This window comes from Pseudomonas sp. H3_D04, assembly GCF_054669175.1.
In genome coordinates this window covers 98070-121343 of the sequence record NZ_CP162801.1, presented here as the reverse complement: position 1 = coordinate 121343, position 23274 = coordinate 98070, and the positions used below count along the sequence as shown (strand labels likewise).

Below are 23274 nucleotides of genomic sequence, written 5' to 3'. Positions count from 1 at the left end.
AAAGCTTTCCTGCTTACTTCTCAGGCATCGGCATCGGAAACGGCATGACATTGCCGACCGCGCCGCGGGCTTCGCTGATTTTCGGTGTGCCGAGGCGTTCCACTTCGTCGATGCGCACAATCGAATGCATCGGCACAAAACTGCGCACCACGCCTTCGAACTGAGCTTTCAACTTCTCTTCGCTCGGGTCGACGACCACTTGCGTGCGCTCGCCAAAGACGAACTCTTCCACTTCCAGGAAGCCCCACAGATCACTTTGATAGATCTGCTTGGCATACATTTCGTACACCTGGCCCTGGTTGAGGAAAATCACCTTGTAGATTGGGGCTTCACGTTTGGTCATGGTGGGCGGGCAACACATAGGGGATAAAAATGAGGGCGCGAACTATAGCATAGCCGCCGGACGCACAGCGGTAGGAACCTTGGGACATGTTCCCTATAATGCGCGGTTCTTTGAATCACGTGATGACACTGTCCATGGCCAAGAAGCTTTACATCGAAACCCACGGTTGCCAAATGAACGAGTACGACAGCTCGCGCATGGTCGATCTGCTGGGTGAACATCAGGCCCTGGAAGTGACCGCTCGCGCTGAAGACGCCGACGTGATCCTGCTCAACACCTGCTCCATTCGTGAACGCGCCCAGGACCGGGTGTACTCCCAGCTCGGCCGCTGGCGCGAACTGAAACTGGCCAACCCGGACATGGTGATCGCCGTCGGCGGCTGCGTGGCCAGCCAGGAAGGCGCGGCCATTCGCGATCGCGCGCCGTATGTGGACGTGGTGTTCGGCCCGCAAACCCTGCACCGCCTGCCGGAAATGATCGACGCCGCGCGCGCCACCAAGCTGCCGCAAGTCGACGTCTCGTTCCCGGAAATTGAAAAATTCGACCATCTGCCCGAGCCGCGCATCGATGGCCCGAGCGCTTATGTGTCGGTCATGGAAGGCTGCAGCAAATACTGCACCTTCTGCGTGGTGCCTTATACCCGCGGTGAAGAAGTCAGTCGGCCGTTTGATGACGTGATTGCCGAGATCATGCACCTGGCCGAAAACGGCGTGCGCGAAGTGACGCTGCTGGGCCAGAACGTCAACGGCTATCGCGGGACCACGCACGACGGACGTTTGGCCGATCTGGCCGAGCTGATTCGTGTGGTGGCCGCCGTCGATGGCATCGACCGGATTCGCTACACCACCTCGCACCCGCTGGAGTTCTCCGACAGCCTGATCCAGGCCCACGCCGACGTGCCGGAACTGGTAAAACACCTGCACTTGCCGGTGCAATCGGGCTCGGACCGCATTCTCTCGGCGATGAAACGCAATCACACCGCGCTGGAATACAAATCCAAACTGCGCAAGCTGCGGGCAGCTGTCCCAGGGATCTGCATCAGTTCGGACTTCATCGTCGGCTTCCCGGGCGAGACCGAGAAAGACTTCGAACAGACCATGAAGCTGATCGAAGACGTCGGTTTCGACTTCTCCTACTCGTTCGTCTACAGCCAGCGCCCTGGCACCCCGGCTGCGGATCTGGCCGACGAGACGCCGGAAGAACTGAAGAAAGAACGGTTGAACGCGCTGCAACATCGCTTGAACCAGCAAGGTTTCGAGATCAGCCGACAAATGGTCGGCTCGATCCAGCGGATTCTGGTCACGGATTATTCGAAAAAAGACCCCGGCGAACTGCAAGGCCGGACCGAGAATAACCGGATCGTCAACTTCCGCTGCGACAATCCGACCTTGATCGGCCAGTTCGCCGACGTGCACATCGACGCCGCACAGCCGCACTCGCTGCGGGGCTCGCTGATTTCGTAACACCGTAAAACCTGTAGGAACGAGGCTTGCCCGCGAAGGCGGACTGACACTCACCACATGAGTCGTCTGAAATACCGCCTTCGCGGGCAAGCTTCGCTCCTACCGGGCCGGTGTTTGGCGCTGGATTATTTAAGAGCTTTCGCACCCAGCCCACTGGCGTTATCCTTGATTTCATCTTAATTGCCCCAGGGCGGCTAAATACGACCTTGAACGCACCCATAGAACCACATCGTTTTATCCTCGAGCCCTTTGAGGCCCGTCGCTTCGCCAATCTGTGCGGGCAATTCGACGAGCATCTGCGCTTGATCGAACAGCGCCTGACCATCGAGATCCGCAACCGCGGAAACCAGTTCGAGCTGATCGGCGAGCCCAAACACACCACCTCCGCGGAAAATCTGATTCGTCGTCTGTATCGGGAAACCAAAGGTACAGAGCTGTCGCCGGACACGGTTCACCTGTTCCTGCAGGAATCGGCCGTCGAAGAGCTGGACAACGTCTCCCCGTCCGAACCCTCCGTCGCTCTGCGCACCAAAAAAGGCATGATTCGCCCTCGCGGCTTGAATCAGCTGCGCTACGTGAAGGAAATCCTCGGTAACGACATCAATTTCGGCATCGGCCCGGCCGGTACCGGCAAGACCTATCTGGCCGTTGCCTGCGCGGTAGACGCGCTGGAACGCGAGCAGATTCGCCGCATCCTGCTGGTGCGTCCGGCGGTTGAAGCGGGCGAGAAGCTTGGCTTCCTGCCCGGCGACCTGTCGCAAAAGATCGACCCATACCTGCGCCCGCTCTACGACGCACTCTACGAGATGCTCGGCTTCGAACACGTCGCCAAGCTCATCGAACGCCAGGTGATCGAAGTTGCGCCACTGGCCTACATGCGCGGTCGCACGCTCAACAACAGTTTCATCATCCTCGACGAAAGCCAAAACACCACCGTCGAGCAGATGAAGATGTTCCTGACCCGGATCGGCTTCGGCTCCACGGCCGTCATCACCGGTGACATCACCCAGGTCGACCTGCCGAAAGGCACCAAGTCCGGGCTGCACCATGTGATTGAAGTACTCAAAGACGTGCCGGGTATCAGCTTCACCCATTTCATGCCCAAGGACGTTGTGCGCCATCCATTGGTGCAACGCATCGTCGAAGCCTACGAGCGCTTCGAGAATCGCGCGGCAGACGAAACTCCAAAGGACAGTCGCCGCGATGCTTGAGCTTGATCTGCAACTGGCTACCGAGGCGCCTGCACCCAGCGAAGCCGAGTTCCGCCAATGGTGCGAACTGGCCCTGCGCCAGCGCACTGCCGACTCTGAAATGACCATTCGCCTGGTCGATGACGAAGAGGCCCGCGAGCTGAACCACACCTGGCGGCAAAAGAATTACGCCACCAACGTCCTGTCGTTTCCGGCCGATGTGCCTGACGAGTTTCTCGACATCCCGCTGCTGGGCGATCTGGTGATCTGCGTGGCCGTGGTCGAGCGCGAAGCCGCCGAACAGGGCAAGGAACTAAAGGCCCATTGGGCGCATCTGGTGATTCATGGCTGCTTGCATCTGCTGGGTTACGACCATATAGATGATGACGAAGCCGAAGAAATGGAAGCACTGGAACGAACGTTGCTTGCCGAGTTGGGCTTTCCCGACCCTTATGCGGACGACGAAACAGACACAACCCCTATCGTTACAACAAAGGATTCAGAGTAATCGCTATGAGCGAAGATCGATCGAGCAACGGGCAAAAGTCTTGGCTGGGTAAGCTCACCCAGGCTTTTGCCCACGAGCCGAAGAACCGCCAGGAGCTGCTGGAGCTGCTGCGCGACGCACACCAGAACAAACTGTTGGACAGCGAAGCGCTGGCCATCGTCGAAGGCGCCATCCAGGTCGCTGACCTGCAAGTACGGGACATCATGGTCCCGCGCTCGCAGATGATCAGCATCAAGGCGACCCAGACACCTCGCGAGTTCCTGCCTGCCGTGGTCGACTCGGCCCACTCCCGCTACCCGGTCATCGGCGAAAGCCACGATGATGTGATGGGCGTGTTGCTGGCCAAGGACTTGCTGCCGCTGATCCTCAAGGAGAACGGTGACAGCTTCAACATCAGGGACCTGCTGCGTCCGGCGACCTTCGTGCCCGAGTCCAAGCGCCTGAATGTGCTGCTGCGCGAGTTCCGCGCCAACCACAATCACATGGCCATCGTCATTGACGAATACGGCGGTGTGGCAGGCCTGGTGACCATTGAAGATGTGCTGGAACAGATCGTCGGCGACATCGAAGACGAGCACGACGTCGAAGAAGACAGCTACATCAAGCCGCTGCCCAGCGGTGACTTCCTGATCAAGGCCCTGACGCCGATCGAGAACTTCAACGAGTTCTTCGACAGCGAATTCTCCGACGACGAATTCGACACCGTTGGCGGCCTGGTGATGAGCGCGTTCGGGCACTTGCCAAAACGCAACGAAATCACTGAAATCGGCCCTTATCGCTTCCGCATCCTGAACGCCGACAGCCGTCGGATTCACTTGCTGCGCCTGACCCCTATCGCCCGATAAATCCAAGGATTGAAATGCATCGTATGACCCGCCCCGGCTGGCCCGGTAACCTGCTGGCCGTGGCGGCCGGTGCACTCACCACCCTGGCCCTGGCGCCGTTCGATATCTGGCCGTTGGCGTTGCTGGCGGTCGGGTTCTTCTATGCCGGTTTGCGCGAACTGAGTCCCCGCCAGGCCCTGGGCCGTGGCTGGTGTTTCGGTTTTGGCTTGTTTGGCGCGGGTACCAGCTGGATCTATTACAGCATTCACCACTTCGGCGGCGCGTCAGTGCTGCTGGCCGGTTTCCTGATGCTGATCTTCACGGCCGCGATTGCCTGGTTCTTCGCCCTGCCCGCCTGGATCTGGGCGCGCTGGCTGCGTCGCAACGAAGCGCCGCTGGCCGATGCCTTGGCGTTTGCCGCGCTGTGGGTTGGCCAGGAAGCTTTTCGTGGCTGGTTTCTCACCGGTTTCCCATGGCTCTATTCCGGTTACAGCCAGCTCGACGGCCCATTGGCCGGGCTCGCACCCGTCGGCGGAATGTGGCTGATTTCCTTCACCCTGGCCCTGACGGCGGCGCTGATCTATAACGCCATGCGCCTGGTGCGCACGGGCCGTAAAGGTTTCATCGCCGCTGGCGTATTGCTGCTGGTCGGCCCCTGGGTGGCCGGCATGGCGCTGAAGGAACACGCCTGGACCAGCCCGGCGGGCCCGGCGCTGAGCGTTGCCGCCCTTCAGGGCAATATCGAACAAAGCATGAAGTGGGACCCGGCGCAGCTCAACGCGCAGCTGGCGCTGTACCGCGACATGAGTTTCAGCTCCAAACGGGTCGACCTGCTGATCTGGCCGGAAACAGCCGTCCCGGTGCTCAAGGAGTCCGCCGAGGGCTACCTGAACATGATGGGGAATTTCGCCGCCGAGCGTAAATCTGCGCTGATTACCGGCGTACCGATCCGTCAGGAAGTCCGACACGAGAAGCGTTTCTTCAACGGCATCACCGTCCTCGGTGAAGGCGACGGCACTTATCTCAAGCAGAAGCTGGTGCCGTTTGGCGAATATGTTCCGTTGCAGGAAGTACTGCGTGGGCTGATCGCGTTCTTCGACCTGCCGATGTCCGACTTTGCCCGTGGCCCGGCTGACCAGCCGATGCTGCAAGCCAAGGGTTATCAGATCGCGCCGTTCATCTGCTACGAAGTGGTCTACCCGGAATTCGCCGCCAGCCTGGCGGCCCGCAGTGAATTGCTGCTGACCATCAGCAACGACACCTGGTTCGGCACCTCCATCGGCCCGCTGCAACATTTGCAGATGGCGCAGATGCGCGCACTGGAAGCGGGCCGCTGGATGATCCGCGCCACCAACAACGGCGTCACCGGCCTGATCAACCCGTTCGGGCAGATCACGGTGCAGATCCCGCAGTTCGAACGCGGCATCCTGTACGGCGAAGTCGTGCCGATGCACAACCTGACGCCTTACCTGCAATGGCGCTCGTGGCCGCTGATCATCGTTTGTGTGTTGTTGTTTGGCTGGGCACTGGTGGCGAACCGGATGGCCAAGACCGTCTGACTGTGGCGAGGGAGCTTGCTCCCGCTCGGCTGCATAGCAGCCGCAATACCGGTTAATGCGCTTTTTCAGCCAGAAATGGATTAGCCGGACTCAGGGCTGCTTCGCAGCCCGGCGGGAGCAAGCTCCCTCGCCACAGGTCATCAGTAAAACATTGAATACCCGATCTGCCCCACCGCCTCATTCAGCAACTGCCCGCTCTGCCAGATCGACTTGAATTCCGGCATCCAGCCGCCCAGTGGCCGGGCGTTGTCCACGCCTAAAAAGCCCACCGGTGCTGGCACCACTTCAAATCCCGCCTGCTGAAAGCTCCAGACTGATCGCGGCATGTGCCAGGCCTGCGTCACCACCACCACCCGTTTGATTCCCTGCGGCAGCAACACCTCGGCGCTGAACTGCGCGTTCTCCCACGTCGTGCGGCTGCGCCCTTCCTGCCAGCGCACGGTGACGCCAAAATCATCAAGCAATGAATCCGCCATCAACTTCGCTTCGGTCGGCGGCGTACCGTAATGCAGGCCGCCGCTGGTAAGAATGGGCAACCCGGAGGCCTTGGCCAGGCGTGCCGCATACCGTTCGCGCTCAAGACCTACGCCCGTCGGCTGATCAGCCCCCCAGGCAATATCGCCCCGCTCACGCCCCGAACCCAACACCACAATCGCATCCGCACGCTGACTCAGGGTGGCCCATTCCTCGCGTGCCAGTGGCGGCTCACTTTCCAGGGCCTTGGCGCCCCACTGCACCACCACCGGCAAACTCATTAACAGGAAGCCGCCGAACCCCAAGGCAAAGCACACACCCGCAAGCCGCGGCCTTGAGCGGCGCAACCACCACGCGAGCATCAACAGCAGCAAAAGAATGCCGGGAGGCAACAGAAGTTGTTTCACGAAATAACGAAAAGGCATCGAGCATCTCCATAAGATGCCCGAAGCCTAAGTGGGTTGACGCAATGCGACAACAAATGCGGAAGGACTATGCTTTAAAAAACATGGGTAATGGCTTGCAGCCGTTATTTGAATTGCAGAGACCGGACCTTTTCCGCGTCCCTGCCAGGTGCCTTGTCCTTGAGCCAGATGATCTTGGCCGAACGTGGTGCGTCGAGTTGCTTCACTGCTGCAGACAAGCATCCGTGCGTCTCACGTTCACTGCGATCCAGATAGGCTTTGACCAGTGCAAACTCTGCGGGGCTCAAACCACGCAGTTCCAGCTCCAGGGGACGCTCATCGCGTAGCCGGTCAGCGGTTTTTGCAGCGTCCAGGGCCATCCCCAGACGATCGATCAGTCTTTCGTACAGCTGCGGTTTCGTGACTTTTTGCTGTGACTCAACCATCCCTCACCTCATTGAAGATAAGACTCGCTCCCCATTTAGAGCTTAGCTTCCATGAACAAACCGGCTGGATGCCGCGACCAACGGCCCTCGCGGCAGTTTTCGCAAGACGCGCGGCAGTAATCAGGGTTTCCCTCGGTAGAGTGCGGTCATGTATGCTACGGCGCTTCCTGTAACTCCACTTCCAGCTCGTTCGGGCACTGAAACGTCGATTTGGCGTCGTCACCGTCCAGCGTTGCATTGAAGAGGATTAGGCCACCCCTATTCAGTTCAAAAGTAGCCATGCACGAACAATATCAGCCCCGTGAAATCGAAGCCGCCGCCCAATCGTTCTGGGACGAGCAAAAGTCCTTTGAAGTCAGTGAACAGCCAGGCAAGGAGACGTTCTACTGCCTGTCGATGTTCCCTTACCCCAGCGGCAAGCTACACATGGGGCACGTGCGCAACTACACCATCGGCGACGTGATCTCCCGCTACCAGCGCATGCAAGGCAAGAATGTCCTGCAACCCATGGGTTGGGACGCCTTCGGCATGCCGGCGGAAAACGCCGCGATGAAGAACAACGTAGCGCCCGCCAAGTGGACCTACGAAAACATCGCCTACATGAAAACCCAGCTGCGCAGCCTGGGTCTCGCGGTGGACTGGTCCCGCGAAGTGACCACCTGCAAGCCTGATTACTACCGCTGGGAACAATGGCTGTTCACTCGCCTGTTCGAAAAAGGCGTGATCTACAAGAAAAGCGGCACCGTGAACTGGGACCCGGTCGACCAGACCGTCCTGGCCAACGAACAGGTGATCGACGGTCGCGGCTGGCGTTCCGGCGCGCTGATCGAAAAGCGCGAAATCCCGATGTACTACTTCAAGATCACCGCCTACGCGGATGAGCTGCTGGAGAGCCTCGACGAACTGACGGGCTGGCCTGAACAGGTCAAGACCATGCAGCGCAACTGGATCGGCAAATCCCGCGGCATGGAAGTGCAGTTCCCGTACCACGTCGATTCCATCGGCGAAACCGGCGCGCTTAAAGTCTTCACCACCCGTCCAGACACCCTGATGGGCGCGACTTACGTCGCCGTGGCCGCCGAACACCCGCTGGCCACCCTGGCCGCGCAGAACAACCCTGAGCTGCAAGCGTTCATCGCTGAATGCAAAGGCGGCAGCGTTGCCGAAGCCGACGTCGCCACCCAAGAGAAAAAAGGCCTGCCGACCTCGCTGTTCGTCGAGCACCCGCTGACCGGTGAAAAACTCCCGGTGTGGGTCGCCAACTATGTGCTGATGCACTACGGCGATGGCGCGGTGATGGCGGTTCCGGCTCACGACGAACGTGATTTCGAGTTCGCCACCAAGTACAACCTGCCGATCAAGTCCGTGGTGCGCACCAGTGTAGGTGATACCAACCCGGCTCCATGGCAGGACGCTTACGGCGAGCACGGCACGCTGATCAACTCCGGCGAGTTCGACGGCCTCGACTTCGCTGGCGCGTTCGACGCCATTGAAGTTGCGCTGATCAAGAAAAACCTCGGCGCCTCGCGCACCCAGTTCCGCCTGCGCGACTGGGGCATCAGCCGTCAGCGCTACTGGGGCTGCCCGATCCCGATCATCCACTGCACCACCTGCGGTGATGTGCCGGTCCCGGAAGATCAACTGCCTGTGGTACTGCCGGAAGACGTGGTGCCGGACGGCGCGGGCTCGCCATTGGCGCGCATGCCTGAGTTCTACGAGTGCGCTTGCCCGAAATGTGGCGCACCGGCCAAGCGTGAAACCGACACCATGGACACCTTCGTCGAGTCCTCGTGGTACTACGCCCGTTACGCCTCGCCACACTATGAAGGCGGTCTGGTTGAAAAATCGGCGGCTGACCACTGGTTGCCGGTGGATCAGTACATCGGCGGTATCGAACATGCCATTCTTCACCTGCTGTACGCGCGTTTCTTCCACAAGTTGATGCGCGACGAAGGCCTGGTGAGCTCCAACGAGCCGTTCAAGAACCTGCTGACCCAGGGCATGGTGATCGCCGAGACTTACTACCGTCGTGAAGCCAACGGTGCTTACACCTGGTTCAACCCGGCGGACGTCGAACTCGAACGCGACAGCAAGGCCAAGGTCATCAGCGCCAAGCTGATTGCAGACGGTCTGCCGGTGGAAATCGGCGGCACCGAGAAGATGGCCAAGTCGAAGAACAACGGCGTCGACCCACAGTCGATGATCGACCAGTTCGGCGCCGACACCTGCCGTCTGTTCATGATGTTCGCCTCGCCCCCTGACATGAGCGCGGAATGGTCCGACTCTGGCGTCGAGGGTTCGCACCGTTTCCTCAAGCGCGTCTGGCGCCTGGCTCAAGCCCACGTCACTCAGGGTTTGCCGGGCAAACTGGACGTCGCCAGCCTGAACGACGAGCAGAAAGCCATTCGTCGTTCGATCCACCTGGCCATCAAGCAGGCCAGCCACGACGTCGGCCAGAACCACAAATTCAACACCGCCATCGCCCAAGTGATGACGCTGATGAACGTGCTGGAGAAAGCCGCACAAGGCACCGAACAGGATCGCGCACTGGTTCACGAAGGTCTGGAAGCCGTGACGTTGCTGCTGGCTCCGATCACCCCGCACATCAGCCACGAGCTGTGGCATCAACTGGGTCACGCTGGCCCGGTGATCGATGCCGGTTGGCCGGTGGTGGACGAAACCGCGCTGGTGCAGGACAGCCTGACGCTGGTCATCCAGGTCAACGGCAAGCTGCGCGGCCAGATCGAAATGCCGGCGACCGCGACTCGCGAAGAAGTCGAAGCCGCTGCCCGGGTCAACGAGAACGTGCTGCGCTTCGTCGACGGCCTGACTATTCGTAAAGTGATTGTAGTGCCCGGGAAACTGGTCAATATCGTCGCCAGCTAAAATTGGATCAGGCGCCAGGTGAGCCTGGCGCCGAGTAAAACCTTTCGGGCCGCACGATCGGCCCACATGGTTTCAAGGGGAGCAACAAGATGATCAAACGCAATTTGCTGGTGATGGGCCTCGCGGTCCTGTTGAGCGCCTGCGGGTTCCAGCTGCGCGGCACCGGCACCAATGAAATGGCGATCAGGGAGCTCGATCTGAGCGCCCGCAACGCCTACGGCGAAACCGTGACGCAATTGCGTCAGGTATTGCAAAGCAGCGGCGTCAAGGTTTACGCCGGAGCGCCGTACAAGCTTGTGTTGACGGATGAGCAGGAAAGCCAGCGCATCCTCAGCTACGCCGGTGCCGGCCGTACTGGCGAGTATCAGGTGAGCACCGTGCTGAGCTACGACATCCGGGGTGCGCAAGGCCTGCCGCTGCTGAGCGACAAGCTCGAAGTGCAGAAGATCTTCATCCACGACGGCAACAACCTGGTGGGTTCCGACCAGGAAGCGAATACGGCTCGCACAGAAACCCGTCGCGAGTTGGTTCAACGCATGATGCTGCGCCTGTCACAACTCACGCCGACTCAGTTGGATCAGTTGCAACAGACCGCCGACGCCAAGGCAAAAGCCGAAGCCCAGGCACTGGAAGCGGCGCAGAAAGCTGAAGCGGAAACCCCGCGTCAGTCGCCTATCGAAATCCCGCAGCAATAAGACTTACGGGGCGCCCAGGCGCCCCGTTCGCCCTTTCTTATGAAACTCGCCCCCGCCCAACTCGCCAAACACCTGCAAGGTGCCCTCGCGCCGGTCTACGTCATCAGCGGCGATGACCCGCTGCTGTGCCAGGAAGCCGCCGACGCCATTCGTGCCGCCGCTCGCCAACAGGGTTTTGACGAACGCCAGGTTTTCGCCGCCGACGCCAGTTTCGACTGGGGGACGTTGCTGCAAGCCGGTGCAAGCATGTCGCTGTTCGCTGAAAAGCGCCTGCTGGAGCTGCGCTTGCCCTCCGGTAAACCCGGCGACAAAGGTGCCGCTGCCTTCATCGAGTACTGCTCGCGCCCGGCGGAAGACACGGTGCTGCTGATCAGCCTGCCCAAACTGGATGGCAGTGCGCAGAAAACCAAGTGGGGCAAGGCGCTGGTCGAAGGGCAGCAGACGCAGTTCGTGCAGATCTGGCCGGTGGATGCCAACCAGTTGCCGAGCTGGATTCGTCAACGGCTATCCCAGGCCGGGCTTTCCGCCAGCCAGGACGCCGTGGAACTGATTGCCGCGCGGGTCGAAGGCAACCTGCTGGCCGCCGCCCAGGAAATCGAAAAGCTCAAGCTGATGGCCGAAGGTGGCCAGATCACCGTCGAAACCGTGCAAGCAGCAGTGGCCGACAGTGCGCGCTTCGATGTGTTTGGCCTGACCGACGCGATTCTCAACGGCGAAGCCGCCCATGCCCTGCGCATCCTTGAAGGGTTGCGGGGTGAAGGCGTCGAGCCACCGGTGATTCTCTGGGCGCTGGCCCGGGAGCTGCGTCTGCTGGCCAACCTTTCGCTGCAATACAGCCAGGGTGTACCGCTGGACAAAGCCTTCAGCCAGGCTCGACCGCCGGTCTGGGACAAGCGCAAACCGCTGATGAGCAAAGCCCTGCAACGCTATCCGGCACAACGCTGGGCGCAGTTGTTGCTGGAAGCGCAGCGGATTGATGCGCAGATCAAGGGTCAGGCTGCCGGGTCACCGTGGATGAGTTTGAGTCGGTTGTCGTTGTTGATGGCAGGCCAGAGATTGTCGCTACCCGCCGAGTGAGCTTTCCGAACGCATAACGGCCATTCGCGGGCAAGCCCCGCTCCTACAGGCCTCAGTCGGCCCATCATTATGTGTACGACTCCAACCTGTAGGAGCGAGGCTTGCCCGCGAACGCATCCGAAAGGTCCTACGCAATGTGGGGACTAGACAGAACCCCAACTTCAGCAGATTATTTCCCCCGCAAAACCCACTCAATCGAGAGATCTGATCATGAGCAAAAAGCCATCCAAGCATGGCCCCAACAAGGCCAAATCCATCATCGCCCAGCCACTGTTCCGCAGCCGTCAGGAACGAGCCGGCAAGGGCAAAGGCAGCTACCGCCGCGAAGCCTTCCAGTCTAATAGCTGGGAGGCTTCTTACTTTCTGGCGGCCTGAAAGGCAAGCCATCGCTCAACATGTTAAGGTCTGCACCTGATTCGTATTCCCTGGACCTGTGCATGCCCCTTTGTATTTCCCGTCGTTGGCCCCTGCGCCAACTGATCGCTGCCTCCAGCCTCATTTTGCTTGTCGCCTGCGCGGAAAAACCGACCGCCGCCGACGCCCAGCCGCTTCAGACCCTTCCCGTATCGACAGCCCCTGCGGTCATTCCGCCCGTGGTGCCGACCGGTGAAAACCTCGACCTCCAGCCCACCCAGACCTTCGCCGAATGGCAGGCGGGTTTCCGCAAAGACGCGCTAACCGCCGGCATCCGCGCCGATCTCTTCGACCGCGCCTTCGCCAATGTCAGCCTCGACACCAGCGTGATCCGCGCCGATCGCAGCCAACCCGAGTTCTCCCGCCCGGTGTGGGAATACCTCGACGGCGCCCTGTCGCCGCTGCGGGTACGCAAAGGTCAGGCGCTGGTCGGCCAATACGCTGACATTCTGCAAAGCATCGAGCAGCGCTACGGCGTTGATCGCCAGGCCTTGGTGTCGGTGTGGGGCATGGAGAGTAATTTCGGGCAGTTCCAGGGCAACAAGTCAGTGATCAACTCCCTGGCGACCCTGGCCTACGAAGGCCGGCGTCCGGGCTTTGCTCATGCGCAACTGATCGCCGCCCTGCAAATCCTGCAACAAGGCGATATCGAACCGGAGAAAATGCTCGGTTCCTGGGCCGGCGCCATGGGTCAGACCCAGTTCATCCCGACCACCTTCAACACCCACGCCGTGGATTTCGACGGTGACGGCCGCCGCGACATCTGGGGCAGCCCGGCCGATGCGCTGGCCTCGACGGCGCACTATCTGCAAAGCTCCGGCTGGCAGAAAGGTCAACCGTGGGGCTTTGAAGTGCAGCTACCAGGCAGTTTCAACTACGTCCTGGCCGACGGCACGATTCGCAAGAGCGTCGCCGAATGGCAACAGTTGGGGGTCTCGCTGCCTAATGGCGCCCAGGTTCCGGCAGGTTCCGAACACCTGTCCGCCGCCCTGCTGCTGCCGGCCGGTTATCGTGGCCCGGCGTTCCTGGTGCTCGACAACTTCCGCGCAATCCTCAAGTACAACAACTCGTCGTCTTATGCATTGGCGGTGAGCCTGTTGTCCGAGCGTTTCAGTGGCGGCGGCCTGATCAATGGCACGTGGCCAAAAGATGACTTGCCGTTGAGCCGCACTGAGCGAATCGAACTGCAAAGCCTGCTGAGTGCGCAGAATTACGATGCGGGCACGGCTGACGGGATCATCGGCGCGAACACTCGCAAAGCGATCCGCAGTGCCCAGCAGTCGTTTGGTTGGCCGGCGGATGGGTATCCGACGCACAAGTTGCTTGAAGGCCTGCGTAACCGCTAAAAAGCTTCGCGGGCAAGCCTCGCTCCTACGGGATCACACTATCCTGCAGGAGAGAGGTTTGCCCGCGAAGACTTACTGACAGGCGCTATCGCACTACCGCTTGACGACCACATCCTGTTCCAACACCAATTCCTTCTTCCCCGCATCCAGCCGAACCAGCGCGCCCATCGGCAACGTCAGGTTCGGATCGCAATGCCCGCTGCGCCACCCTGCCAATACCGGTATCCGCAACGGCTCGAACGTCTGCTTGAGCAACCGCTCCAGCGCAACCGTATCAACCCCCGCCACATCGCCCACCAGCACGCCGCGCAACTTGCCCAGCGTACCGGCCAGGCGCAGATGAGTCAGCAAGCGGTCGATGCGATACAGCGGTTCGTTGATGTCCTCAATGAAAAGAATGACGCCTTCAGCCTCCATCTCAAATGGCGTGCCCATGGTTGCGGCAATCATCGACAGATTGCCCCCCAGCAACCGCCCGTGAGCGATGCCGGGCTCGATCGTGGTCAGCGGCCAGGCCACCGGGTGCGAAAGCACACTGCCCGCCTTCACCTGCCCTCTGAGCATGTTGAAAAACGAAGACTCGGTCGGTTTTTGCTTCTCTCCCAGCAAATCGGCATTAAGCAGCGGACCATGAAAGGTCACAAAACCGGCGTAACGGCTGATCGCCACGTGCAGCGCAGTGATGTCGCTGTAGCCGATAAACGGCTTGGCGTTGTTTTGCAGCAATTCGAAATCGATGCGATCGAGCAGACGCGGCGTACCGTAACCGCCCCGCAGGCAAATGATCGCGTCGACTTCCGTGTCGGCGAACGCGGCGTGCAAGTCATTGAGCCGCACGTCGTCGCTGCCGGCCAGGTAGCCATCCTGTTCGTACACCCCGGGAAATATCCGCAGCGCATAACCGCGAGCGCGCATCCAGGCAACGGCTTTATCGGTGTCCAGCCCGGCAGGCCCGGCGGGCGCAATCACGCCGATCAGCCCTTCCGAGGGCAAGGCCGGAACGGCTGAGTGAGGAAACAGCGTGTGGGTCGGTCGAACAGTCATCCATGAATCTCCCTGCGTGAAAAGCTTCAGCACACAGTAGTCAGGAACGGGGACAAACAGAAGAGGATCAATCGCCCCGCAGGTTGCAGGAAAAGACGGTTGCGGCCGTAGGCACGGCCAACAAAAACGCCCGCAAGGCTGAAAAGCCTTACGGGCGCTTTATTACAGAGACGACATCAATTCAGCTTTGACCAGCTTCGCCTGCTCGTCGGCGTGGTACGAGGAACGCACCAACGGGCCGGAAGCGACGTTTTTGAAGCCCATTTTGTAGCCTTCCTCGGCGAACCAGGCAAAGGTATCCGGATGCACAAAACGCTCCACCGGCAAGTGACTGCGCGACGGTTGCAGGTACTGGCCGAGGGTCAGCATGTCGATGTCGTGTTCGCGCATGCGCTTCATGACTTCGATGACTTCTTCGTCGGTTTCGCCCAGGCCCAGCATCAGGCCGGACTTGGTCGGAATGTGCGGCATCATCTGCTTGAAGCGTTGCAGCAGGGTCAGCGACCACTGGTAATCCGAACCCGGACGCGCAGCCTTGTACAGGCGCGGCACGGTTTCCAGGTTGTGGTTGAACACATCCGGTGGCTCGGCGGCGGTGATTTCCAGCGCAACGTCCATACGGCCACGGTAGTCCGGGACCAGAGTTTCGAGCTGCACGTTCGGCGACAGTTTGCGGATCTCGCGGATGCAGTCGGCAAAGTGCTGGGCACCGCCGTCACGCAGGTCGTCGCGGTCGACCGAGGTGATCACCACGTACTTGAGTTTCAGGTCGGCGATGGCGATGGCCAGGCTTTCCGGCTCATTGACGTCCAGAGGCTTCGGACGACCGTGGCCAACGTCGCAGAACGGGCAGCGACGGGTGCAGATGTCGCCCATGATCATGAAGGTCGCGGTGCCGCCGGAGAAGCACTCGCCGAGGTTCGGGCAGGACGCCTCTTCGCACACGCTGTGCAGCTTGTGTTTGCGCAGCAGGGCCTTGATGCGGTCGACTTCCGGCGAAACCGGGATGCGCACGCGGATCCAGTCAGGTTTTTTCGGCAGTTCGGTGGTCGGAATGATCTTTACCGGGATACGTGCAACCTTCTCGGCGCCGCGCAGCTTGACGCCGGCTTCAACCTTGGCACGCGGGGCCGGACGCTCGGTAACATCCAGCGTCGGGATCATGGTTTGCACTGCATCAGTAGTCATATCAGTCGATTCCGCCCGTTAGGGTCGTCTGCTCAGCATAGTCGAGGTGTTTGACGAGCTGCGCGCGCAGCCGGGCACTTACCTCGGCAAATTCAATCGATCCTGCGTGATCGCTCAGCTGGGTCATCGCCAGCCCGGCGTAGCCGCAGGGATTAATCCGTCGAAACGGTTCCAGGTTCATGTCCACGTTCAGGGCCAGGCCATGAAAGGAACAACCGTGGCGGATCCGCAGACCCAGGGACGCGATTTTCGCTCCATTGACATAGACACCCGGCGCATCAGGCTTGGCCGCTGCGGTCACGCCATAGCTGGCCAGCAGCTCGATCAGGCAGTGTTCCATGCGGGTGACCAGGTCACGCACGCCGAAACCCAGTTTGCGCACGTCGAGCAACAGGTAGGCCACCAACTGGCCGGGACCGTGGTAAGTCACCTGACCACCGCGATCGACCTGCACCACCGGGATATCCCCCGGCAGCAGCAAGTGCTCGGCCTTGCCGGCCTGGCCCTGGGTGAACACCGGCGGGTGTTCGACCAGCCAGATCTCGTCCGCGGCATTGCTGCCGCGTTCGTTGGTGAAGCGTTGCATGGCATGCCAGACCGGCTCGTAAGCCATCTGGCCGAGCTCGCGAAAGCCCAGCGTGCCAGACATCACAGCACCATGTGCACGAAACCGGTAGCCCGCAGTTCGCTGTTGATGTCGTACAGCTGGTCTTGACCGGTGGCGATGATGTGCAACTGGATGGTGGTGTACTTGCCGTTGCTGCTCTGGCGTTCGTCCACCCTTTCATCGTTGATCGTTGCGTGCTTCTTAACGATATCGATGATCTTTTGCTTGATGTCCACAATGGTGTCGCCGATCACTTTGATCGGGTAATCATTGGAAGGAAATTCGATCTTTGGCGCCTTTACTTCGGTATCTGTCATGGCGTAACGGCCTCGTAAGCCGTGGCAACGGACATGGCCCCGCTCCGGATTGGAACGGGGCCATGCAAGTCCACACTAATTCAGTTGAACAAGCCGTAGAAGAATAGACGGATGCTATCCCACATGCGGCGGAAGATACCACCCTCCTCGACAGCGTCCAGGGCGATCAGGTCGGCGCTATGCACCACTTTGTCGTCCAGTTTCACTTCGACTTTACCGATTACGTCGCCCTTGGCGATAGGCGCAACCAGTTGCGGGTTCATGGTCATGCTGGCGGCGAGCTTTTTCAGCTGGCCTTTTGGCAGGGTCATGGTCAGGTCTTCAGCCAGGCCGGCCTTGACTTGATTGGTGCTGCCTTTCCAGACAGGGGCCTGAGCCAGCTCGGCGCCTTTCTGATAGAAGGTCTGGGTTTCGAAGAAGCGGAAACCGTAGGTCAGCAGCTTCTGGGTTTCAGAAGCACGGGCCACTTCGCTGTTGGTGCCGAACACCACGGCGATCAGGCGCATGCCATCACGTACAGCCGAAGACACCATGCAGTAGCCGGCTTCGTCGGTGTGACCGGTTTTCAGACCGTCGACAGTCTTGTCACGCCACAGCAGCAGGTTGCGGTTAGGCTGCTTGATGCCGTTCCAGAAGAACTCTTTCTGCGAGTAGATCGCATAGTGAGCCGGGTCTTCGTGGATGATCGCGCGAGCCAGCACCGCCATGTCGTGAGCCGACGAGTAGTGCTCAGGGTTCGGCAGACCGGTCGGGTTCATGAAGTGGCTGTTGGTCATGCCCAGATCGGCCACGGTTTTGTTCATCATGTCGGCGAATGCGTCTTCGCTGCCGGCGATGTGCTCGGCGAGCGCAACACTGGCGTCGTTACCCGACTGGATGATGATGCCGTGCAGCAGGTCGCTGACAGTGACTTGCGAACCCACCTTGATGAACATCCGCGAACCGCCGGTACGCCAGGCGTTTTCGCTGACGGTCACCGGATCGTTTTCACCGATCTGGCCACGACGGATTTCCAGGGTCGCGATGTACGCGGTCATCAGCTTGGTCAGGCTGGCCGGTGGCAGACGCTGGTCACCGTTGTTCTCGACCAGCACGTTGCCGCTGCTGGCGTCCATGAGTACGTAGGATTTAGCGGCCAGTTGTGGTGGCGACGGCATCATCTCGACCGCGAACGCGGCAGGCGAGAGGAGCAGCGGGACTAGCAGACACAGGCGTTTGGCAAAGGTGGTGATGTTCATCCGTCTCTCGAAATCGCTAATGGAAACTGCCCGAAGGCAAAACTAATCAGATGGCCTTCTAACGGGCCATCGCGTGTTCAGTTGCTCACTCAGAACCCTTGCCGGGCTTTTGTTCTTCAACGAGCCAACAACCAGGTCCACCCCCCAAACCGCAAGCGAACCGTCAATCAAGTACTACGTATTATTCGGCGGTGACCACGCTCGGCGAACCGAGATTGGCCAGGCGCACACTGTTCTGCACTTGCTGGATTTCACCCGGCGAACCGATCGGCCCCAGGCGCACCCGATGCAGCGTCTGTTGATTACGCACGATCGAGCTGATGAACACCGGAGCGCTCACCATCCCGCTGAGCTTCGATCTCAGGAGTTCTGCAGCGTCCGGGTTGGCGAACGCGCCCACCTGCAGATACTGGCCAGAGGCTGGTACAGAAGCGTTTTTTTTTGCATCAATCTGCACGGGCACCACGGCTGCCGCGTGTTGCTGCGGCGGTGGCGTCCATTGCTCGACGGTGCCCGCCGAAGCGGTAATCGTCGGCGCGGCATTTTGCGCTACCTGCGGTTCGTTGAGCATCAAAGGCGCCGGACGGCCCTTTTGTGCCCACCACTGTTGCGGATCGATACCCTCGACCTTCACCCGTGCGGTGCCGGTTTCGGCGTAACCGAGTTTTTTCGCGGCGGCGTAGGACAAGTCGATGATGCGGTCCGAGTAGAACGGCCCGCGGTCGTTGACCCGCAGGATCACGCTCTTGTGGTTGTCCAGGTTGGTCACCCGGACGTAACTCGGCAGTGGCAATGTCTTGTGGGCGGCACTCATGCCGTACAGGTCGTACACCTCGCCATTGGCGGTGTTCTGACCGTGGAATTTGGTGCCGTACCAGGACGCCGTGCCCGAGGCGACGTAGGTCTTGGATTCTTGCAGCGGAAAGTAAGTCTTGCCCAGCACGGTGTAAGGATTGGCTTTGTAAGGACCGGAGTGCAGGGTCGGCGTGGCATCCGGGATGCGCGATACGTCGACGTCCCACCATGGCGCGCCGTCTTTGTGCGCACGGTTGATGTCCAGGCCAGGCGTTGCGCGCACGGCCGTTGAAGTCTTTTGCGTCGGCGCGCGGCTGGTCGAACAACTGGCGACCAGCACCGCCAACGCGGCGAATGCCATCAGCTTCAGGGGTTTATTCATAGGCAATGCCCGCATTACTTGACGCCCCGTGCTTGGACCAGCTGTTCAGACAGTTGATGTACCGCCATGGCGTACATCACGCTGCGGTTATATCGCGTGATTGCGTAAAAATTCTTCAGGCCCATCCAGTACTCCGGGCCATTGTCACCTTCCAGGCGGAAAGCCGTGACCGGCATATCATCGCGCAGCGCATCATGACTCGACCAGCCCAAGGCTCGCAACTCCCCGACCGTTTTAGTCGGCTCGATGCCTGTCGTCAAACCTTCATCCACTTGCTCGCCACGCACATCGGCGCGACTGACCACCGGCTCGCCGGCGACCCAGCCGTGACGCTTGAAATAACTGGCGACGCTGCCGATGGCATCGTCCGGGTTGGTCCAGATATTAATGTGGCCGTCACCGTCGAAGTCCACCGCATAGGCGCGAAAGCTGCTCGGCATGAACTGCGGCAAACCCATGGCGCCTGCATAAGAGCCTTTGAGAGTCAGCGGATCGACCTGCTCCTCACGGGCCAGCAACAGGAACTCACGCAACTCCTTGCGGAAGAATTCGGCACGGGGAGGATAGTCGAAACCCAAGGTCGACAAAGCGTCGATTACCCGGAAATTGCCGGTATTGCGGCCGAAAAAGGTCTCAACCCCGATGATCGAGACGATAACCTGAGCCGGCACGCCATATTCCTGCTCGGCACGGGCCAGTACCGCTTCGTGCTGACGCCAGAAGTCCACACCACGGGCGATGCGCGCGTCGGTGATGAACATCGGGCGATATTCGTTCCACTGCTTGACCCGCTCGGCGGGTTTCGAGATCGCGTCCAGAATCGACTGCTTGCGCTCGGCTTCGCGGAACACGCCCATCAGCTGTTCACCGGCAAAACCGTAGTCGCGGGTCATTTCACCGACGAATTCGGCCACCTGGGGTGAACCTTCGTAATCGCCGGCCAACGCGTCCTGCGTTGTGCCAAGGATGCTTACCAGGCCGACCCATGGCGCGTATCGAGTCGCCCAGCCGCGCATTACTTGCATTGACATCTTCACCTTATTCAAACCTGTGCGATCCACTTACGATGGGTATGGATCGACATCAAAACCCCAAACGCTGACAGCAGCGTCACCAGCGAAGTTCCTCCGTAGCTAATGAACGGCAACGGCACCCCCACGACCGGCAACAGGCCACTGACCATACCGATGTTGACGAAAACGTAAACAAAAAACGTCATGGTCAGGCTGCCCGCGAGCAATTTGCCGAACAATGTCTGGGCCTGGGCGGTTATCACCAGCCCACGACCGATCAACAACAGGTAAATCAACAGCAGTGCGCAGATGCCCACCAGGCCGAATTCTTCGCCCATCACCGCAATAATGAAGTCGGTGTGGCTTTCCGGCAGGAAGTCCAAGTGCGACTGAGTGCCGAGCAGCCAGCCTTTGCCGAACACGCCGCCGGAACCGATGGCGGCTTTCGACTGAATGATGTTCCAGCCCGTGCCGAGCGGATCGCTCTCGGGATCAAGGAACGTCAGGACGCGCTGCTTCTGGTAGTCGTGCATCACGAAGTACCACATGGCCACAGACACCGGCACGGCGGCAGCAATCACGCTGAGAATCCAGCGCCAGCGCAACCCGCCCATGAACAAGACGAAGGCGCCACCGGCGAGAATCAACAGCGAAGTGCCGAGGTCCGGCTGACGCACGATCAGGATGAAGGGCAAGCCGATCAGGAACAGACTGACCCCCACATGCTTGAGCTGCGGCGGCAACGTGCGCTTGGACAAGTACCAGGCGATGGTCGCCGGCATCAGGATCTTCATGAACTCCGAAGGCTGGAAACGGATCACCCCCGGGATGTTGATCCAGCGCGTGGCGCCCATGGCGTTGTGGCCCATGACGTCCACCACCACCAGCAACAGCACGCCGATCACGTAACCGACCGGCACCCAACGCGCCATGAATCGCGGCTCGAACTGGGCGATGACGATCATCGACACCAGGCCGATGCCGAACGAAGTGGCTTGCTTGGCCAGCAGGTCCCAGCTCTTGCCGCTGGCCGAATACAGCACGAACAGACTGCCGGCGGCGAGGGTCAGCAGCAGGATCAGCAACGGGCCGTCGATGTGCATGCGTTGCAACAGCGTCGCACGGCGACGCATCACATCCTCACTGGAGAGAATGCGATCGAAATTACTCTTCACGGGCCGTAGCCTCCGCACTGATAGGGCTGGCGTATTCGGCCTTCAACCGACCGTCCTGGTCCAGAAGCCAGGCGTCCATGATCTGACGCACCACAGGCGCTGCGACGCCGGAACCGGACTCGCCGTTCTCGACCATCACCGACACCACGATTTGCGGGTTGTCAGCCGGTGCGAAGCCGACGAACAAGGCGTGGTCACGATGGCGCTCCTGAACCTTGGAGCGGTCGTACTTCTCGCCCTGCTTGATCGCGACCACCTGGGCCGTACCACTTTTGCCCGCGATGCGGTATTGCGCACCGATCGCCGCTTTGCGCGCCGTACCCCGGGCACCGTGCATCACCTGCTGCATGCCATGGTTGACCTTGGTCCAGTCGGACGGGTCGCGCAGGATGATGTCCGGCATCGGGTTGTCATCCTTCGGCCGCTCGCCTTCGACGGTCTTGGCCAGGTGCGGACGGTTCCAGACACCCTTGCTCGCGACCAGCGCTGTGGCTTGGGCCAATTGCAAGGGCGTTGATTGCATGTAGCCCTGACCAATCCCGAGAATCAGCGTTTCGCCCGGGAACCAGGCCTGACGCCGGGTTGCACGCTTCCACTCACGTGTTGGCATCAGCCCCGGCGACTCCTCGAACATGTCCAGCGAAACCTTCTGGCCGATACCGAACTTGCTCATATACGCCGACAGCCGATCGATCCCTAGTTTGTGAGCCAGATCGTAGAAATAGGTGTCGTTGGACCGCATGATCGCCGTGTCGAGGTCCACGTAGCCGTCACCGGTACGGTTCCAGTTACGGTATTTGTGGTCATAGTTGGGCAGCTGGTAGTAGCCGGGGTCGTACACCCGACTTGATGCAGTCACGACACCGGCATCCAGGCCGGCAATCGCCACCGCCGGCTTGATGGTCGAACCCGGCGGGTACAAACCGCGCAGCACGCGGTTGAACAGCGGCCGGTCGATGGAGTCGCGCAGCTCGGCATAGGCCTTGAAGCTGATGCCGGTGACGAACAGGTTCGGATCGAAACTCGGCGCACTGACCATCGCCAGCACCTCGCCGGTTTTCGGATCGAGAGCCACCACGGCGCCACGACGACCGCCAAGTGCGGCTTCGGCGGCTTCTTGCAATTTGATGTCCAGGCTCAGGACGATGTCCTTGCCGGGAATCGGATCGGTACGCTTGAGCACGCGCAATACGCGGCCGCGAGCGTTGGTTTCGACTTCTTCGTAGCCCACCTGACCGTGCAGCTCCGGCTCGTAGAAACGCTCGATGCCGGTTTTGCCGATGTGGTGCGTGCCGCTGTAATTGACCGGATCGAGAGACTTCAGCTCTTTCTCGTTGATCCGCCCCATGTAACCCACCGAGTGCGCAAAGTGCGGGCCCTGCGGGTAGTGACGCACCAACTGCGCGACCACTTCCACGCCCGGCAGACGGAACTGATTCACCGCGATACGGGCGATCTGTTCCTCAGACAGCTCGAACAGGATCGGCACCGGCTCGAACGGACGACGCCCCTGACGCATGCGCTTCTCGAAGATCACCCGGTCCTCGGGCGTCAGCTCCAGCACTTCGACGATCACGTCGAGCACTTGCTGCCAGTCACCGGACCGTTCGCGGGTCATGCTCAGGCTGAAGCTGGGCCGGTTATCGGCCACCACCACGCCATTGCGGTCGAAGATCAACCCGCGGGTCGGCGGAATCGGCTGTACGTGGACGCGGTTGTTTTCCGACAGGGTCGAGTGGTACTCGTACTGAATCACCTGGAGGAAATACAGCCGCGCGATCAGCACGCAGATCAGCAACACCACCGCAATAGCCCCGAACACGACGCGGCCACGCACCAGACGGGCGTCTTTTTCGTGGTCCTTGATGCGGATCGGCTGGGGCATG

Annotated in this window: 22 protein-coding genes; 10 read left to right on the top strand and 12 right to left on the bottom strand. The window is 60.4% G+C overall.

Annotated features, from left to right (window positions below):
• Positions 1-13: 13 nt before the first annotated feature.
• Positions 14-343 (bottom strand): DUF1820 family protein, encoded by a 330-nt coding sequence (locus AB4N91_RS00595; protein WP_007894425.1) that lies wholly within the window; start codon positions 341-343, stop codon positions 14-16.
• Positions 344-477: 134 nt separating this feature from the next.
• On the opposite strand from AB4N91_RS00595, the gene miaB reads away from it, so the two are divergent.
• The 5 genes from miaB to lnt all read left to right on the top strand — a co-directional run bounded on the left by miaB (position 478) and on the right by lnt (position 5887).
• Positions 478-1806, top strand: a complete 1329-nt coding sequence (miaB, locus tag AB4N91_RS00590) for a tRNA (N6-isopentenyl adenosine(37)-C2)-methylthiotransferase MiaB (RefSeq protein ID WP_010467383.1) — start codon at positions 478-480, stop codon at positions 1804-1806.
• 206 nt (positions 1807-2012) lie between these two features.
• Entirely contained in the window at positions 2013-3017 is a 1005-nt protein-coding gene (locus tag AB4N91_RS00585) for a PhoH family protein (RefSeq protein WP_010467382.1), read from the top strand.
• The gene (gene ybeY / locus AB4N91_RS00580) at positions 3010-3504 is read left to right on the top strand and encodes an rRNA maturation RNase YbeY (RefSeq protein WP_010467381.1); all 495 of its coding nucleotides are present in this window, start codon (positions 3010-3012) and stop codon (positions 3502-3504) included. The genes AB4N91_RS00585 and ybeY overlap by 8 nt, the downstream gene beginning before the upstream one ends.
• Positions 3505-3509: 5 nt before the next feature.
• Positions 3510-4349 carry an HlyC/CorC family transporter gene (locus tag AB4N91_RS00575; protein ID WP_010467380.1) on the top strand — a complete coding sequence of 280 codons (840 nt, stop codon included), beginning with the start codon at positions 3510-3512 and terminating at the stop codon, positions 4347-4349.
• Positions 4350-4363: 14 nt separating this feature from the next.
• Positions 4364-5887 (top strand): apolipoprotein N-acyltransferase, encoded by a 1524-nt coding sequence (gene lnt, locus AB4N91_RS00570; protein WP_077749950.1) that lies wholly within the window; start codon positions 4364-4366, stop codon positions 5885-5887.
• A 140-nt stretch (positions 5888-6027) separates the two neighbouring features.
• Here lnt and AB4N91_RS00565 read toward each other — a convergent pair whose 3' ends face one another.
• Complete coding sequence (locus AB4N91_RS00565; RefSeq protein WP_010467378.1) at positions 6028-6786, bottom strand: YdcF family protein; 759 nt, start codon at positions 6784-6786, stop codon at positions 6028-6030.
• A gap of 104 nt (positions 6787-6890) precedes the next feature.
• The gene (locus AB4N91_RS00560; protein ID WP_010467377.1) at positions 6891-7211 is read right to left on the bottom strand and encodes a hypothetical protein; all 321 of its coding nucleotides are present in this window, start codon (positions 7209-7211) and stop codon (positions 6891-6893) included.
• Positions 7212-7490: 279 nt separating this feature from the next.
• Here AB4N91_RS00560 and leuS point away from each other — a divergent pair, with 279 nt between their 5' ends.
• The 5 genes from leuS to AB4N91_RS00535 all read left to right on the top strand — a co-directional run bounded on the left by leuS (position 7491) and on the right by AB4N91_RS00535 (position 13629).
• The gene (gene leuS, locus AB4N91_RS00555; RefSeq protein WP_010467376.1) at positions 7491-10097 is read left to right on the top strand and encodes a leucine--tRNA ligase; all 2607 of its coding nucleotides are present in this window, start codon (positions 7491-7493) and stop codon (positions 10095-10097) included.
• An 89-nt stretch (positions 10098-10186) separates the two neighbouring features.
• Entirely contained in the window at positions 10187-10792 is a 606-nt protein-coding gene (locus AB4N91_RS00550; RefSeq protein WP_077749947.1) for an LPS-assembly lipoprotein LptE, read from the top strand.
• Between the two features lie 39 nt (positions 10793-10831).
• Complete coding sequence (holA, locus tag AB4N91_RS00545; RefSeq protein ID WP_010467374.1) at positions 10832-11869, top strand: DNA polymerase III subunit delta; 1038 nt, start codon at positions 10832-10834, stop codon at positions 11867-11869.
• Positions 11870-12079: 210 nt separating this feature from the next.
• Entirely contained in the window at positions 12080-12244 is a 165-nt protein-coding gene (gene arfA / locus AB4N91_RS00540; protein ID WP_003176285.1) for an alternative ribosome rescue factor ArfA, read from the top strand.
• A 62-nt stretch (positions 12245-12306) separates the two neighbouring features.
• Positions 12307-13629: a lytic murein transglycosylase gene (locus tag AB4N91_RS00535; protein WP_083375688.1), complete on the top strand. Its 1323-nt coding sequence runs from the start codon at positions 12307-12309 to the stop codon at positions 13627-13629.
• A 93-nt stretch (positions 13630-13722) separates the two neighbouring features.
• Here AB4N91_RS00535 and AB4N91_RS00530 read toward each other — a convergent pair whose 3' ends face one another.
• From AB4N91_RS00530 to mrdA, 9 genes are all read right to left on the bottom strand, one after another.
• Positions 13723-14673 carry a S66 peptidase family protein gene (locus AB4N91_RS00530; RefSeq protein ID WP_077749945.1) on the bottom strand — a complete coding sequence of 317 codons (951 nt, stop codon included), beginning with the start codon at positions 14671-14673 and terminating at the stop codon, positions 13723-13725.
• A 162-nt stretch (positions 14674-14835) separates the two neighbouring features.
• The gene (gene lipA / locus AB4N91_RS00525) at positions 14836-15861 is read right to left on the bottom strand and encodes a lipoyl synthase (RefSeq protein WP_010467371.1); all 1026 of its coding nucleotides are present in this window, start codon (positions 15859-15861) and stop codon (positions 14836-14838) included.
• Between the two features lies 1 nt (position 15862).
• On the bottom strand, positions 15863-16510 hold the full coding sequence (lipB, locus tag AB4N91_RS00520; RefSeq protein WP_010467370.1) for a lipoyl(octanoyl) transferase LipB: 648 nt from the start codon (positions 16508-16510) through the stop codon (positions 15863-15865).
• Positions 16510-16785, bottom strand: a complete 276-nt coding sequence (locus AB4N91_RS00515) for a DUF493 domain-containing protein (RefSeq protein WP_010467369.1) — start codon at positions 16783-16785, stop codon at positions 16510-16512. The genes lipB and AB4N91_RS00515 overlap by 1 nt, the downstream gene beginning before the upstream one ends.
• Before the next feature lie 80 nt (positions 16786-16865).
• Positions 16866-18023 carry a D-alanyl-D-alanine carboxypeptidase family protein gene (locus AB4N91_RS00510; RefSeq protein WP_010467368.1) on the bottom strand — a complete coding sequence of 386 codons (1158 nt, stop codon included), beginning with the start codon at positions 18021-18023 and terminating at the stop codon, positions 16866-16868.
• Positions 18024-18204: 181 nt separating this feature from the next.
• Positions 18205-19215 carry a septal ring lytic transglycosylase RlpA family protein gene (locus AB4N91_RS00505; protein ID WP_083375685.1) on the bottom strand — a complete coding sequence of 337 codons (1011 nt, stop codon included), beginning with the start codon at positions 19213-19215 and terminating at the stop codon, positions 18205-18207.
• Complete coding sequence (mltB, locus tag AB4N91_RS00500; protein ID WP_010467366.1) at positions 19215-20225, bottom strand: lytic murein transglycosylase B; 1011 nt, start codon at positions 20223-20225, stop codon at positions 19215-19217. The genes AB4N91_RS00505 and mltB overlap by 1 nt, the downstream gene beginning before the upstream one ends.
• 17 nt (positions 20226-20242) lie before the next feature.
• A complete protein-coding gene (rodA, locus tag AB4N91_RS00495; RefSeq protein WP_049870746.1) occupies positions 20243-21346 on the bottom strand; it encodes a rod shape-determining protein RodA in 1104 nt (367 codons plus the stop codon).
• Between the two features lie 31 nt (positions 21347-21377).
• Positions 21378-23273, bottom strand: a complete 1896-nt coding sequence (gene mrdA, locus AB4N91_RS00490) for a penicillin-binding protein 2 (RefSeq protein ID WP_010467364.1) — start codon at positions 23271-23273, stop codon at positions 21378-21380.
• Position 23274 lies beyond the last annotated feature (1 nt).